We start from the raw sequence: 14,318 nt of genomic DNA, 5'->3' as shown, positions 1-14,318 counted from the left end.
ATGCCGGTTACCGTACTGCTCGTCGACGACGAACCCCTGGTGCGCGCGGGTCTGCGCGCCGTCCTGGACGCCCAGCCCGACATCGAGGTGGTGGGTGAGGCCGCGGACGGAGCGTCCGTCATTCCCCTCGTCCGCCAACTGCGCCCGGACGTGGTGGCGATGGACGTACGGATGCCGCTGCTCGACGGGATCGAGGCGACCCGGGCGGTCCTGCGGTCGGTGGACTCGCCGCCGAAGATCATCGTGGTCACGACCTTCGAGAACGACGAGTACGTGTACCAGGCGCTGCGTGCGGGGGCGGACGGGTTCCTGCTGAAGCGCGCCCGGCCGGCGGAGATCGTGCACGCGGTGCGGCTGGTGGCGGAGGGAGAGACGCTACTGTTCCCCGCGGCCGTACGGTCCCTCGCCGCCGAGTACGGGAACCGGCAGGCGCGCGCCGTCCTGGAGCGGGCCGCGCTGACCGAGCGGGAGGAGGCGGTCCTGCGGCTCATGGCGCGGGGGCTGACGAACGTGGAGATCGCCCGTGAGCTGATCGTCGGCACGGAGACGGTCAAGTCACACGTCAGCGCGATCCTGGGCAAGCTGGGGGCACGTGACCGGACCCAGGCGGTGATCACCGCGTACGAGTCCGGATTCGTCTCGCCGGCCTGAGGGGGGCCGCTTCTCGCCGCCGCGGCGGAGGCGCAGTACGATCCGGCTGACAGGGCCGCTAGCTGGGAGGACACACGTTGGGGCAGCTGACCGGCGGGGATCCCTCTCTGCTCCGGCGCATCAATTCGGCCGTGGTGCTGCGGGCACTGCGCGCGGCCGAATCGCCGACGCTCACCGACCTCACCCGGGTGACCGGGCTCTCCCGGCCGACGGTCGAGGGGGTGGTGGAGGGCCTGATGGGCGCCGGCCTGGTGGTCGAGGCCGACGCGGAGGAAGGCGCGCGGCGGCAGGGCCGTCCGGCGAGGAGGTTCCGTTTCAGGGCCGAGGCCGGCCATCTGCTGGGCATCGAGATCGGCTCGCACCGGATCGCGGTGCTGCTGTCCGGGCTGGACGGCCGGGTCATCGGCGCCGGGACGAAGGACGTCGCCGAGACGGCGTCGGCCGACGAGCGGCTGGAACGGGTCAGGGCGGCGGTGGCCGACCTGCTGCGCCGGGCCGGTATCCCGCGCGACTCGCTGCGGGCCGTCGGGGTCGGCAGCCCCGGCATCGTGGAGGCCGACGGCACGGTCCGCCTCGGGACGGCCCTGCCCGGCTGGACCGGGCTGCCGCTCGGGGAGCGGCTGCGGCGCTCGTTCCGCTGCCCGGTCCGGGTGGAGAACGACGCCAACGCGGCGGCCGTCGCGGAGCACTGGAAGGGCGCGGGGCGGGACACCGACGACATGGTGTTCGTGATGGCCGGTCTCAGCCCGGGCGCGGGCTCCCTGATCGGCGGCCGGCTGCACCGGGGCTTCGGCGGGGCGGCGGGTGAGATCGGCGCGCTGCACCTGCTGGGGCGCGAGGCGACCCCGGAGCGGCTGCTGTCGACGACGGGCGAACCGCTGCACCCCCTGGACGAGCCGGCGGTCGCGGAGGTGTTCGCGATGGCCAGGCGGGGCGACGAGCGGGCGGTGGCCGCGGTGGACCGGTTCCTGCAGCGGCTGGTGCACGACGTGGCGGCGCTGGTGCTGGCGATGGATCCGGAGCTGGTGGTGGTCGGCGGCTGGGCGGCCGGCCTGGACGGGGTCCTCGACCCGCTGCGGCGTGAGCTGGAGCGGTATTGCCTGCGGCCGCCGAGGGTGGCGTTGTCGCTGCTGGGGGAGGCGGCGGTGGCCACGGGGGCGTTGCGGCTCGCACTGGACCATGTGGAGGAGGAGCTGTTCGCGGTGGAGAAGACCGTCACCGCCAGGTGACTCCGTCCCAAATCCCCGCGCCCCGAACCCCCGCGCCCCGAACCCCCGCGCCTCAAACGCCGGCGGGGCTGTGACCAGCCCCGCCGGGGCTGGTCAGGAAGCCGCGCGGGTTTCCGTGATTTCGACGCCCGTGTCGCCGAAGGTGAGGCGGCAGGTGTCGGCGCGGTACGTGGCCACCGAGACGGCGGCCGTGCCCTCGGCCGTGAAGTAGCGGGTGGTCACCACGAGAACCGGGGCGCCCGGCAGGCGGTCCAGCTCCTTGGCGTCGTCGGCGCGGGCGGAGCCCAGTTCGACCGAGCGGTCCTGCCCGTCCAGCGCGAGCCGCTGCAGTTCCCGCAGGACGGCGCGCGCCCGCGCGGCCCCGGCGGGGGCGTCGATGGCGGAGAGCCCGGGCACGGAGGAGGCGGGCACGTACAGCAGCTCGGCGGCGACGGCCTGCCCCTGCGTGACGCGGGTCCGGCGCACCGTGTGGACCGGCTGGTCCGCGGCGGTGCCCAGCAGCGCGAGGACCGCGCCGGCGGGGACGGCCTCGACGGCGTCCACGGTCTCCCAGCCGTCGGCGCTCTCGCCGGGCCAGCTCTGCCCCGTACTGCCGACGGCGACACCCACGCGCGGCGGGGCGACGGTCGTGCCGACGCCGCGGCGGCGCTGCAGGCGGCCTTCGAGTTCGAGCTGCTCCAGGGCCTGCCGCAGGGTGGCGCGGGCGACTCCGAAGCGCGCGGCGAGCTCACGCTCGTTCGGCAGGACCTCGCCGACCGCGAAGTCCCGGTCCAGCGCCTCGCTGAGCACGGTCTTGAGGTGCCAGTACTTCGGCTCCGGCACCGATTCGAGCTGCGTGGTCCCCACCCTGACTCCTCCTGCAATCGCCGCCGTCGCCGTGTCCGGCGGCAGTTCCCACGGCCGTTCCGCGCCGCAGTTCCGCGCCCTTGTTTATTAAAGGTTCCTGCACTATCCCTGCGACGATAGGACGGTGCACCCCCTTGGTCAAGACCAATCCTGGCCACCTTGCCGGGCAGATCGGGCATATGTAGCAAGACGTTCACAGGATGTTCGTGCCCGTCCTCCGTGCGCCGCGCGCCGTTCCGCCTCGTGGCGTGTTGTTTCACGAAGGCGCCGCGTCAGCGGCTACCGGACGGTAATGATGGGAGGCGGTCCTCTCCGACGGCCCGTCCCACTCGCGTCCACCCGACGAGGAGCAGCATGACCGCAACGGTCTCCTTCACGATCGATTCGCCGCCGGGCCCCCGCACGGCGACCGTCGCCTACGAGCGCAAGGGCGCCAGCGAGCCCCTCCTCCTGCTGCACGGCATCGGCCACCACTTCCAGGCCTGGCACCCGGTCTCCGGCATCCTGGCCGCGGAGTACGACGTCATCGCCGTCGACCTGCCCGGCTTCGGGGCCTCCGAGCCCTTGCCGCCGGGCGTCCCGTACGACCTCGGCACCGTCGCCCCGGCCCTCGGAGCGCTCTGCGCCGCACTCGGCGTCGAACGCCCGCACCTGGCGGGGAACTCCCTCGGCGGCCTGCTCGCCCTGGAGATGGGCCGGCTCGGTCTCGCCCGCTCCGTCACCGCCCTCTCCCCCGGCGGGTTCTGGTCGGAGGCCGAGCGGGTCTACGCCTTCACCGCCCTGCGCGCGATGCGCGCCGGCGCCCGGGCCCTGCCCCGCCCGGCGCTGGAGCGGCTCTCGCTCAGCGCCCCGGGCCGCGCCGCGCTCACCGGCAGCATCTACGCCCGCCCGGGCCGGCGCGCCCCGGAGGCCGTGGTGGCCGAGACCCTCGCCCTGCGGAGCTCCACCGGCTTCGAGCGGACGCTGGCCGCGGGCGGCTCCGTACGGTTCACGCACGACCTGCCCGGCCTGCCCGTGACGATCGCCTGGGGCTCCCGCGACCGGCTGCTGCTGCCCCGCCAGGGCGTGCGCGCCAAGCGGGCGATCCCCGGGGCCCGCCTGGTGCGGCTGCGGGGCTGCGGGCACGTGCCGATGAACGACGACCCGGCGCTCGTGGCCCGGGTCATCCGCGAAACGGCGACGGACACGGCGGCAGACACAGTGAAGGACACGGCGAAGGACGCCGCCGAAAAGGCCCGGGACGGGGTGTAGCCGCAGGAGCCCGCAGGCGTGATCGGCTGACGGGTGTTCATCCACGGTTCGTGTGGGCGACTCGGCCGGTCTGGTGTGCGACGGCACACTGGTCCGGCCATCCCCCCAGCCGCCCCTGGAGCCGCACCCATGGCCTCGATGCCGCACACCCGACGGTCCCTGCTCGGCGGGTCGCTCGCCGTCCCGGTGGGCCTGGCCCTGTCCACGGCGCTCGCCGCGCCCGCGCTGGCCGCCTCCCCCCGGGTCCCCGCCTTCACCCGCTCCGGACGCCCCGGCGCCCTCTGGGGCGTGCAGTCCGGCGAGATCACCGCCCATTCGGCCACCGTCTGGACGCGCTCCGACCGGCCGGCACGGATGTACGTGGAGACCTCCCCGAGCGAGTCGTTCCGTTACGGCGTCCGCCGCCACGGCGGCCCCTTCCTCGGCCCGGCCACCGACTTCACCGGCACCACCACCCTGCGCGACCTGCCGCCCGGCCGGCAGATCCACTACCGGGTCGTGCTCACCGACCCCGACGACCCCCGCCGCTGCAGCGAGCCGGTGCGCGGCAGCTTCCGCACCGCCCCCGTCTCGCGCCGCCAGAACGTGCGCTTCCTGTGGTCCGGGGACCTGGCGGGCCAGGGCTGGGGCATCAACCCCGAGCTGGGCGGGTACCGCGTCTTCGACGAGATGCGGCTGCGCGACCCCGACTTCTTCCTCTTCAGCGGCGACACGATCTACGCCGACGGGCCGATCAAGTCCGCCGTGCCGCTGCCCGACGGCCGTGTCTGGCACAACGTCACCACCGAGGAGAAGGCCAAGGTCGCCGAGACCCTCGCCGAGTTCCGCGGGAACTTCCGCTACAACCTGCTCGATCACAACCTGCGCGAGTTCTCCGCCCAGGTCCCGGTCCTCGCCCAGTGGGACGACCACGAGGTGCGCAACAACTGGTACCCGGGCCAGCTGCTCGACGACCCGCGCTACACCGTCAAGGACGTCGACACCCTCGCCGCCCACGCCCGCCAGGCCTTCGGCGAGTACTTCCCCGTCACCGACCTGCGGGGCGGGCGCGCCGAGGGCCGGATGTACCGGGTGCTGCGGCACGGCCCGCTGCTGGACGTGTTCGTGCTCGACATGCGCACCTACCGCGACGCCAACTCCCCCGGCCGCCAGACCGACGACCCGGTCGGCATCCTCGGCACCGAGCAGCTGGCCTGGCTGAAGCGGGAGCTCTCGCGGTCGCGGGCGACCTGGAAGGTGATCGCCGCCGACATGCCGCTGGGCATCGTGGTCCCGGACGGGGCGGTGAACTTCGAGGCGGTCGCCCAGGGAGACCCGGGGGCCCCGCTCGGGCGCGAGCTCCAGATCGCCGATCTCCTGCGCCACATCAAGCACCAGCACATCACGGGCACCCTCTGGCTCACCGCCGACGTCCACTACACCGCCGCCAACCACTACGCCCCCGAGCGCGCGGCCTTCTCCGACTTCGCGCCGTTCTGGGAGTTCGTCTCCGGGCCCATCGGCGCGGGCGGCTTCCCGGCCGGCAAGCTGGACGCGACCTTCGGGCCGCGGACCGCGTACGTGCAGTCGGCGCCGGTCGCCAACATGTCCCCGGCGGAGAACCCCCCGTACTACGGCGAGGTCGAGATCGACGGCGACAGCGGGGAACTCACCGTCCGGTTGCGGCGCCAGGGAGGCGGCGTACTCTTCACCCAGGTGCTCCAGCCGGGCCGCGTCGGACAGGCGTGACGGCGGCGCGGGCCGACGGGGCCGACCGCGCCGACACCGGAAATCTGCTGGAAAAACCGGAGAAACCGGCCAGACGGACACTTAACCAGTCGGTCACAGATCGTTCGTGATCACGCAACACCCGAGCGCCACAGTGGTGTGCATGACTGACCGTAACCCCGCCTCCGCCGCCCCGCGTCCCCACCGCCACCACTGGCGCCGGGACCTCGTCGAACTCGCCGCGCTCTTCTGCGCGGTCGCCGTCGCCGACGGCATCGCCAATCTCGTCGCGCACGGCCCCCGCGGCCCGTTCCTGCTGGTCGCCTCGGCCGTCGCGCTGCTGGTCACGGCGGGCTTCCACACCTGGTGGGCCCGCCGGCACAGCCATGCGCCGCCGCCGGAGGGCACGGCCCCCTCCGATCCGCCCCCGGCGGCACCGGAGGAGACCGCCGCGACGACCACACCCGCTGCCGGCGCCCTCTGGCGGATGCGGACGACCGTACGGGACGAGCCCGGCAGCCTCGCCTCGGTGTGCACCGCCCTCGCCCGGGGCGGCGTGGACATCCTGACGCTCCAGACCCACCCCCTCCCCGAGGGCGGCACGGTGGACGAGTTCCTGCTGCGCGCCCCCCAGCACCTGGCCCTCGCCGACCTGACCCGGGCCGTCTCCCGGGCCGGCGGCCAGAGCACCTGGATCGAACGCGCCGACGCCCACGACCTGGTGGACACCCCCACCCGGGTCCTGGGCCTGGCCACCCGCACCGCCCTGGACGCCGCCGAACTCCCCCTCGCCCTGCGCCAGCTGCTCGGCCGCTGCACCATCCAGTCGATCCCCGCCACCACCCTCTCGGGCCGCCCCAACGCGGGCGCCGACGCCCCCGTGGAGGGGGTGCTGGAGGCGACGGTGATGAGGCTGCGCGACCCCTCGGGCGGCGCGATCACCGTGGAGCGCCCCTACCTGCCCTTCACCCCGACCGAGTTCGCCCGCGCCCGCGCCCTCGTCGAACTCGACGCCCGCCTGGGCCCCCGGGTCCCCCGGAGCCAGGACGTGCTGACCCTGCCCGAGGGCAACGAGATCACCGTGCGCCGCGCCGACGGCTCCGACCTGGCGGCCGCCCGTGCCATGCACGACCGGTGCAGCGAGCGCACGCTCGCCCTGCGCTACCACGGCCCGGTCGCGGACGCCGACCGCTACCTGGGCCACCTGCTCAGCCCCCGCTTCGGCCGCACCCTGGCCGTCACCACCGCCTCCGGCCGGCTCGTCGCCCTCGGCCACCTGCTGTGGGACGGGGACGAGACCGAGGTGGCCCTGCTCATCGAGGACGACTGGCAGCGCCGGGGCATCGGTTCGGAACTGCTGCGCAGGCTGCTCGCGATGGCCGCCGAGGCCGGGGCCGACAGCGTGTACGCCGTCACCCAGGCCTCCAACACCGGCATGGTCGCGGCGATGCGCGGCCTCGGCCTGCCCCTCGACTACCAGATCGAGGAGGGCACCCTGGTGATCACGGCCCGCCTCGACCTGGCCAAGGCGCCCGGCGGGGGCCGGGGTTCCAGGGTGCGACAGGAGAACAAGCCCGTATGGTGATGACGTAGGGGTACTCGCCGTACGAAGATGTCCGCATGTCAGAGACCCTCCACAGTGACAGCGCAGCACTTCTGCCCCGCCAGGTGGCCGACGCCTACGTCGACGACCTGATCGCCATCAACCCGGTCGTCGGCACCTACCTCGGTGTCGCCGCGAGCTCCGGCAAGCTCCCGGACTACTCCCCCGCCGGCCGTGCCGAGGCCGCCCGGCTGTCGCGCAGCACCCTCGCCCGCCTCGACGCCGCCGAGCAGCTGCCCGGCGCCGGCTCCGACGCCGAGCGCCGTTGCGCCCGTCTGCTGCGCGAGCGCCTCGACGCCGAACTCGCGGTGTACGAGGCGGACGAGGACCTGCGCGCCGTCAGCAACATCCACTCCCCGGCGCACGAGGTCCGCGAGGTGTTCACCCTCACCCCGGCCGACACCGACGAGGACTGGGCCGCGATCGCCGAGCGGCTGCGCGCCGTCCCGGCCGCGTTCGACGGCTACCGCGAGAGCCTCGCCCTCGGCCTCGAGCGCGGGCTCCTCGGCGGCCCGCGCCCCACCGCCACCTTCGTCGGCCAGCTCACCACCTGGGCCGGCCAGGACGGCGACGGCCAGCAGGACTTCTTCGGCGAGTTCGCCTCCGCCGGACCGGACTCCCTGCGCGCGGAGCTGGACGCGGCGGCCGCCGCCGCGACCGCCGCCGTGGTCGCACTGCGGGACTGGATGCGGGACGTGTACGCCCCGGCCGTCGCGGGCGCCCCGGACCCGGTGGGCCGCGAGCGCTACGCCCGCTGGTCGCGCTACTTCAACGGCACGGACCTGGACCTGGACGAGGCGTACGCCTACGGCTGGGCCGAGTACCACCGGCTGCTCACCGAGATGAAGGCCGAGTCTGCCAAGATCCTCCCGGACGAGCCCAACCCGTGGAACGTCCTGCGCCACCTGGACGAGCACGGCACCCACATCGAGGGCGTGGACGAGGTCCAGGCCTGGCTCCAGGGCCTGATGGACGAGGCCATCGAGAACCTCGACGGCACCCACTTCGAGCTCGCCGAGCGGGTCAAGCGGGTCGAGTCCAAGATCGCCCCCTCGGGCGGCGCGGCGGCCCCGTACTACACCAACCCCTCCGAGGACTTCTCCCGTCCGGGCCGCACCTGGCTGCCCACCATGGGCCAGACCCGCTTCCCGGTGTACGACCTGGTCTCCACCTGGTACCACGAGGGCGTTCCGGGGCACCACCTCCAGCTGGCGCAGTGGACGCACGTGGCGGACCAGCTGTCGCGCTACCAGGCCACCGTCGGCTGGGTCAGCGCCAACTGCGAGGGCTGGGCCCTGTACGCGGAGCGCCTGATGGACGAGCTGGGCTACCTCAAGGACGCCGAGCAGCGGCTGGGCTACCTGGACTGCCAGATGATGCGCGCCGCGCGGGTGATCGTGGACATCGGCATGCACCTGGGGCTGGAGATCCCGGCCGACTCGCCGTTCCACCCGGGCGAGCGCTGGACGGTCGACCTGGCGCAGGAGTTCTTCGGGACGCACAGCGGCCGGCCGGCGGACTTCATCGAGAGCGAGCTGACCCGCTACCTGTCGATGCCGGGGCAGGCGATCGGCTACAAGCTGGGCGAGCGCGCCTGGCTGCTGGGCCGGGACAACGCCCGTGCCGCGCACGGGGAGTCCTTCGACCTGAAGGCCTGGCACATGGCGGCGCTGTCGCAGGGTTCGCTGGGCCTGGACGACCTGGTGGACGAGCTGTCGCGGCTCTGAGCCCGTACGGCGACGGCCGCCCTCCCCCTCGCTCGGGGGCGGGCGGCCGTCGCCGGTCCGGACGGTTGCGGCCTCAGCAGCCGCAGTCGTCCGAGTCGGTCGGGGCGGTCAGCGGGTCGGCCTCGGTGCGCTGCTGCGTGCCCTGCCAGGTCTCGACCTCGAAGCCCTCCCGGATCCAGTACTCGATGCCGCCGAGCATCTCCTTGACCTGGAAGCCGAGTTCGGCCAGGGCGAGCGCGGAGCGGGTGCCGCCGTTGCAGCCCGGGCCCCAGCAGTAGGTGACCACGGGGACGTTCTTGTCGAGGAGCTTCTCGGCCTGCTCGGGGATCAGCGCGGTGGGCAGGTGGATCGCGCCGGGCACGTGGGCCTGGTCCCAGGACGGGGTGGAGCGGGAGTCGATCAGCTGGAAGCCGAGGTCGGCGCCCTGCTCGCGGTGCGCCTTGAAGGCGGCGGCGACGTCGGACACGTCCGCGTGGAAGGCCAGGCTCGCCGCGAAGTAGGCGGCGGCCGCGGCCGGGCTGGCCGGGGGGACCCGCAGGACGGGGTTGGCGGGGGCGGGGGCGGTCGTGTGGTTCGTCGTCGTCATGGCTCAAAATCTACGAACCCTTGATCATCCCGGGAAGTGGGATTCCCCGGCCTTCGGCTTGTTCCGCCGGGGAATCCCCTGCTAGACCTGCGGCATGACCGGCTATTCCCCCGACGCCACCGACTGGCGCATCCTGGCGGCCCTCCAGCAGGACGGCCGGGCCAGTTTCACCGAGCTCGCCCGGGCCGTTTCGATGTCCGCGAGCGCCGTCACCGAGCGGGTCCGCCGGATGGAGGAGGCCGGGATCATCACCGGCTACACGGCCGTCGTCGACCACGAGAAGCTCGGCAAGGCGATCCTGGCGCTGGTGCGGCTGCGCTATCCGCACGGCAACTACAAGCCGTTCCACGACCTCCTGGAGTCGACCTCCGAGATCCTGGAGGCCCACCACGTGACGGGCGACGACTGCTTCGTTCTCAAGGTGGCCGCCCGTTCGATGGCGCACCTGGAGGAGGTCACCGGCCGGATCTCCGGCCTCGGCGCGGTGACCACCAGCATCGTGTATTCGTCCCCGCTGGCGCGGCGGCCGCTCAGTCCGTGACCCCGGCCGTGCGGTGGCGCACCACCGAGCCGCCGCGCTGCTTGACGATCTCCAGCTGGGCCTGGACCCGGGTGCGCAGGTCGCCGACGTGGCTGACGATGCCGACGCTGCGGTCCCGTTCGCGCAGCGAGTCCAGGACGTCGAGCACCTCGTCCAGCGCCTGGTCGTCGAGGCTGCCGAAGCCCTCGTCGATGAAGAGGGTGTCCAGCCGCATGCCGCCCGCCTCGTCGGTGACCACGTCGGCCAGCCCCAGGGCCAGGGCGAGCGAGGCGAAGAAGGTCTCGCCGCCGGAGAGGGTGGCGGTGTCCCGCTCGCTGCCGGTCCAGGCGTCCAGCACGTGCAGCCCCAGCCCGGAACGCCCGCGTCCGCTCGCCCGGGCGTCGGAGTGGACGAGGGTGTAGCGGCCGCCGGACATGCGCAGCAGCCGTACCGTGGCGGCGGCGGCGACCTGCTCCAGGCGGGCGGCCAGCACGTACGACTCCAGCCGCATCTTGCGCTCGTTGTCGGCGGAGGTGCCGGCGGTGAGCCCGGCGAGGCGGGCCACGCGCTCGTACGCCTCGCGCAGCGGGCCCAGGGCGCGCAGCTCCTGCTCCGCCTGCCGGGAGAGCCGGTCCAGCTCGGCGCAGCGGACCCGGGCGGCGTCGACGGCCGAGGCGGCGGTGCGCAGCCGGGCGGCGGCCCGTTCCCCGGCGGCCTCGGCCGCGGCGGGGTCGGCCGGGGGCAGGGCGGCGGCCGCGGCGGTGTCCGCCTCGGCGCGGCGGTCGGCGAGCATCGCCTCCTCGGCCTGCCAGGCGTCCAGGCGGTGCTGGAGGGCGGTGCGTTCGTACTCGGGGAGCACGGCGTCGGCGGCCGCGTCGGTGGTGTCGAAGCCGGCCTTGAAGGCGGCGTCGGCCAGCTGGTCGTCGGCCTCCTTCAGCCGGGCGGCGGTGGCCTCGGCCCGGCGGAGGGCGGCGGCGGCCGTGGTCACCATCCGGATGCGGTCCTCCAGGGTGCGGGCGCGGGCCGCGACGCTGGGCGAGTCGCCCCGTACGAGGACCAGTTCGGCTTCGAGGGCGGCCTGCTCCCGGTCGAGTGCCTCGCGCCGGGAGGCCCGGGCGGCGGCCCGGCGCTCGGCGTCGAGCCGGTCGGAGCTGCGCGCCTCGTGCTCCCGCTCGGCGCGGGCGAGGCGCTCGCGGGCGGCGTGGAGTCCGGCGGCCTCGGCGTGCGCGGCGGCGTGCCGGGCGCTCAGGTCGCCGGTGAGGGCGAGGAGTTCGGCGGTGGTGGCGTCCCCGGCGGCGGCGGCCGCCTCCGCCTCGGCCTCGCGGACGGCGGCGAGCCGGCGTTCGACCCCGGCCCGGCGTTCCTCGGCCTGCTCGAAGCGGGCGTGGGCGGCGTCCTCGGCGGCCCGGTCCACGTGCCCGGGGGCGGGGCGGGCCGGAGCGGGGTGTTCCGCCGAGCCGCACACCGTGCAGGGCTCCCCGGCGGTCAGGGCCCCGGCCAGTTCGGCGGCGATGCCGCGCAGCCGGGCCTCCTTCAGCTCCAGCCAGCGCTCCTTGGCGGCGTACGACTCCTCGCGTACGGAGTCCAGCTCGCCGGCGGCGGCTTCGGCGTCGGCGGCGAGGGCGTCGCGCCGCCGGGCGGCGGTGAGCTGCATCCGGGCGGGCTCCAGCCGGCCGGCGAGCTGCTCGGCCAGGGTGAGGGCCTGCTGGGCGGCGTCGACCCGCTCCTGGAGGGCGGCGCGGGTGGCCTCCCAGCGGGCCAGCCACTCGGCGGACTCCTGGTGCTGCTCGTCGGCGTCCCGGGACTCCCGCTCCAGCGTGGCCCGCTCGCGGCCGATCTCGGCGCTGCGCTGTTCGGCCCGCTGGGCGGCGCCGGCCGCGCCGAGGTCCTCGCGCAGGCGCTGTTCGACGGCGCCGAGCTGCTCGGCGCCGGCCCCGGCGAGGGCGGGGGGCAGCTCCGCCCGGGCGAGGGTCTCGGCGTGCGCGGCGGTGAGGTGGGCGGCGGCCGCGGCCCCGCGCAGCTCCAGGGCGGGGGCGACGAGGGCGCCCCGGCGGGCCCGGTCCAGCAGCTCCCGTACGCGTGCGCGCTCCGGTGCGGCCTGCTCCAGCAGGGCGGCCCGGCGGGCGGTCTCGGCGTGGCGGCGCTGGAGCCGGTCGAGTTCCCGGGCCTCCTCGGCGGCGCGCCGGGCCGCCGCGTGGCGTCCCTCGGCGGCGGCCAGGGCGTACTCGGCGACGGTGAGCCGCTCGCGGGCGGAGCAGCGGGCCACGGCGGCCCAGGCCCGGACGGCCTCGGCGAGGCCGGGGTCGCCCGGCTGGTGGGCGGGCAGCGGCCAGGCCCGCAGGTCGGCGCTGTCGCCGGCGGCCTGGGCGAGGCGCTGGGCGGCGGCGAGCACCTTCTCGTCGCCGGCCCGCACCCTGGCCTCGGCGGCCCGGCGGCGCTCGGCGAGCAGGTTCTCGACGGCGGCGAAGCGGCGGGTGTCGAAGAGCCGGCCGAGGAGCCGGCCGCGGGCTTCGGCGCCGGCGCGCAGGAACTGGGCGAACTCCCCCTGCGGGAGGAGGACCACCTGGCAGAACTGCTCGCGGCTCATGCCGAGGAGCTGTTCGATCTCCTCGCCGATCTCCTGGTGGGAGCGGCTGAGCGCGGTCCAGCCCGCGGGCGTGTGCTCGCGGAGCCGGCTCTGGGCCTTGTCCTTGGTGGTGCCGCTGCCGCGCTTCTTGGGGCGGTCCTGTTCGGGGCGGCGGGTGATCTCCAGGCGGCGGCCGCCCGCGGTGAGTTCGAGGGTGACCTCGGTCGGGGTGCCGGGGGCGGCGTGGTCGCTGCGCAGGGTGGTGCCGGGGGCCTGGCGGGAGCCGGGCACGGATCCGTAGAGGGCGTAGCAGACGGCGTCGAGCACGGAGGTCTTGCCTGCGCCGGTGGGGCCGTGCAGGAGGAAGATCCCGGCGCCGGAGAGGGCGTCGAAGTCGATCGTCTGGGGTTCGGCGAAGGGTCCGAAGGCAGTGACCTCCAGCCGGTGCAGCCTCATCGGGCGGTCTCCTGACGGCCGTCCTCGACCCGTACGGCCTCGAAGGCGCCGCGCAGCACGGCCCGTTCGGCCTCGTCGGCGCTGCCGCCGCCGCGGACGTGGGCGACGAAGTCCTCGGCGATCTCCTGGTCGCTGCGGCCCCGCAGGCGCTGGGCGTAGGAGGCCGCGCCGTCCTCCTCGCGGCCCTCGGGTTCGAAGGCGAGGCTGAGGGTGTGGGGGAAGCGGGCGGTGAGGCGGGCCATCGGGTCCTGGGGGCGGACGGGGTCGGTGAGGGTGGCCTCGACCCAGCTGTCCTCGCGGTCGGCGAGCGCGGGATCGTCGAGGAGGTCCTCCAGGCGGCCGCGCAGCCGGGCGAGGGGCCGGGGGACGGGGGTGTCGAGCCGTTCGGCGGTGATCTCCCCGCGCGGGCCGAGTTCGACGAGCCACATGGTCTTGCGGTGGTCGGCCTCGGAGAAGGAGTAGGCGAGCGGGGAACCGGAGTAGCGGACCCGTTCGTTGATCGTCTGGGAGCCGTGGAGGTGGCCGAGGGCCGCGTAGTCCACGCCTTCGAAGACCGACGCGGGTACGGCCTCGACCCCGCCGACGGCGATGTCGCGTTCGCTGTCGCTGGGCTGCCCGCCGGTGACGAAGGCGTGCGCGAGGACGACCGAGCGGGTGCCGTCGGGCCGTGCGGCCAGGTCGGCGCGGATCCGGTCCATGGCCGCGCCGAGGACGGCCTCGTGGCTGACCTTCTCGGCGGCGAACTCGTCCTTGACCAGGGCAGGTTCCAGGTACGGCAGCCCGTAGAAGGCCACGTCCCCGTGTACGTCGGCCAGCACGACGGGGTCGGCACAGCCGGCCGGGTCGGTCCTGAGGTGGATCCCGGCCCGTCCGATCAGCCCGGCGCCGACCCCGAGCCGGCGGGCGGAGTCGTGGTTCCCGGAGATCATCACGGTGGGCACGCCGAGGTCGGCCAGGCGGTGCAGCGCCCGGTCGTAGAGCTCGACGGCGGGCAGCGGGGGCACGGCCCGGTCGTAGACGTCCCCGGCGACGAGGACGGCGTCGACCTCGTGCTCGCGCACGGCTTCGACGAGGTGGTCGACGAAGGCGGCCTGGGCTCCGAGCATGTTCACGCGGTGGAAGGACCGGCCCAGGTGCCAGTCGGAGGTGTGCAGGAACTTCACTCGACCGCTCCGA

At 74.8% G+C, this 14,318-nt stretch carries 11 protein-coding genes; 7 read left to right on the top strand and 4 right to left on the bottom strand.

The features are described 5' to 3' along the window. Together AB0F18_RS10630 and AB0F18_RS10625 are read left to right on the top strand one after the other, a co-directional pair. Window positions 1-651, top strand: coding sequence for a response regulator transcription factor (locus AB0F18_RS10630; protein WP_355970693.1), 651 nt, complete (start codon window positions 1-3; stop codon window positions 649-651). Between the two features lie 77 nt (window positions 652-728). Next, a complete protein-coding gene (locus tag AB0F18_RS10625) occupies window positions 729-1,880 on the top strand; it encodes an ROK family transcriptional regulator (RefSeq protein WP_362057284.1) in 1,152 nt (383 codons plus the stop codon). 93 nt (window positions 1,881-1,973) lie between these two features. Here AB0F18_RS10625 and AB0F18_RS10620 read toward each other — a convergent pair whose 3' ends face one another. Next, the gene (locus AB0F18_RS10620; protein WP_362057281.1) at window positions 1,974-2,726 is read right to left on the bottom strand and encodes a GntR family transcriptional regulator; all 753 of its coding nucleotides are present in this window, start codon (window positions 2,724-2,726) and stop codon (window positions 1,974-1,976) included. 354 nt (window positions 2,727-3,080) lie between these two features. Here AB0F18_RS10620 and AB0F18_RS10615 point away from each other — a divergent pair, with 354 nt between their 5' ends. The 4 genes from AB0F18_RS10615 to AB0F18_RS10600 all read left to right on the top strand — a co-directional run bounded on the left by AB0F18_RS10615 (window position 3,081) and on the right by AB0F18_RS10600 (window position 9,014). Continuing rightward, window positions 3,081-3,977: an alpha/beta hydrolase gene (locus AB0F18_RS10615; RefSeq protein ID WP_362057278.1), complete on the top strand. Its 897-nt coding sequence runs from the start codon at window positions 3,081-3,083 to the stop codon at window positions 3,975-3,977. Between the two features lie 138 nt (window positions 3,978-4,115). Continuing rightward, the gene (locus tag AB0F18_RS10610; RefSeq protein ID WP_362057344.1) at window positions 4,116-5,705 is read left to right on the top strand and encodes an alkaline phosphatase D family protein; all 1,590 of its coding nucleotides are present in this window, start codon (window positions 4,116-4,118) and stop codon (window positions 5,703-5,705) included. Between the two features lie 142 nt (window positions 5,706-5,847). Then, complete coding sequence (locus tag AB0F18_RS10605) at window positions 5,848-7,269, top strand: GNAT family N-acetyltransferase (protein WP_362057275.1); 1,422 nt, start codon at window positions 5,848-5,850, stop codon at window positions 7,267-7,269. Between the two features lie 35 nt (window positions 7,270-7,304). Then, window positions 7,305-9,014, top strand: a complete 1,710-nt coding sequence (locus AB0F18_RS10600; protein ID WP_362057273.1) for a DUF885 domain-containing protein — start codon at window positions 7,305-7,307, stop codon at window positions 9,012-9,014. Between the two features lie 73 nt (window positions 9,015-9,087). On the opposite strand, the gene AB0F18_RS10595 is transcribed toward AB0F18_RS10600, so the two are convergent. After that, window positions 9,088-9,600, bottom strand: a complete 513-nt coding sequence (locus tag AB0F18_RS10595) for a rhodanese-like domain-containing protein (RefSeq protein WP_362057270.1) — start codon at window positions 9,598-9,600, stop codon at window positions 9,088-9,090. A gap of 94 nt (window positions 9,601-9,694) precedes the next feature. On the opposite strand from AB0F18_RS10595, the gene AB0F18_RS10590 reads away from it, so the two are divergent. Beyond that, window positions 9,695-10,141 carry an Lrp/AsnC family transcriptional regulator gene (locus AB0F18_RS10590; RefSeq protein WP_362057267.1) on the top strand — a complete coding sequence of 149 codons (447 nt, stop codon included), beginning with the start codon at window positions 9,695-9,697 and terminating at the stop codon, window positions 10,139-10,141. On the opposite strand, the gene AB0F18_RS10585 is transcribed toward AB0F18_RS10590, so the two are convergent. Continuing rightward, the gene (locus AB0F18_RS10585) at window positions 10,131-13,142 is read right to left on the bottom strand and encodes an SMC family ATPase (RefSeq protein ID WP_362057264.1); all 3,012 of its coding nucleotides are present in this window, start codon (window positions 13,140-13,142) and stop codon (window positions 10,131-10,133) included. The genes AB0F18_RS10590 and AB0F18_RS10585 overlap by 11 nt on opposite strands. Beyond that, window positions 13,139-14,305 carry an exonuclease SbcCD subunit D gene (locus AB0F18_RS10580; protein ID WP_362057261.1) on the bottom strand — a complete coding sequence of 389 codons (1,167 nt, stop codon included), beginning with the start codon at window positions 14,303-14,305 and terminating at the stop codon, window positions 13,139-13,141. Before AB0F18_RS10580 ends, AB0F18_RS10585 begins: the two co-directional genes overlap by 4 nt. Between the last annotated feature and the right edge of the window lie 13 nt (window positions 14,306-14,318).

The sequence above is a fragment of the Streptomyces sp. NPDC029216 genome (genome assembly GCF_040648015.1).
GTDB lineage: Bacteria > Actinomycetota > Actinomycetes > Streptomycetales > Streptomycetaceae > Streptomyces.
The sequence above is the reverse complement of the archived record's forward strand: the minus strand, read 5'-3'. Positions and strand labels throughout refer to the sequence as shown.

Bases quoted from the DNA above. Each gene is read 5' to 3' on its own strand.
- AB0F18_RS10585 (WP_362057264.1), bottom strand. From the start codon at position 13,142: ATGAGGCTGCACCGGCTGGAGGTCACTGCCTTCGGACCCTTCGCCGAA.
- AB0F18_RS10610 (WP_362057344.1), top strand. From the start codon at position 4,116: ATGCCGCACACCCGACGGTCCCTGCTCGGCGGGTCGCTCGCCGTCCCG.
- AB0F18_RS10605 (WP_362057275.1), top strand. From the start codon at position 5,848: ATGACTGACCGTAACCCCGCCTCCGCCGCCCCGCGTCCCCACCGCCAC.
- AB0F18_RS10615 (WP_362057278.1), top strand. From the start codon at position 3,081: ATGACCGCAACGGTCTCCTTCACGATCGATTCGCCGCCGGGCCCCCGC.
- AB0F18_RS10600 (WP_362057273.1), top strand. From the start codon at position 7,305: ATGTCAGAGACCCTCCACAGTGACAGCGCAGCACTTCTGCCCCGCCAG.
- AB0F18_RS10630 (WP_355970693.1), top strand. From the start codon at position 1: ATGCCGGTTACCGTACTGCTCGTCGACGACGAACCCCTGGTGCGCGCG.
- AB0F18_RS10595 (WP_362057270.1), bottom strand. From the start codon at position 9,600: ATGACGACGACGAACCACACGACCGCCCCCGCCCCCGCCAACCCCGTC.
- AB0F18_RS10590 (WP_362057267.1), top strand. From the start codon at position 9,695: ATGACCGGCTATTCCCCCGACGCCACCGACTGGCGCATCCTGGCGGCC.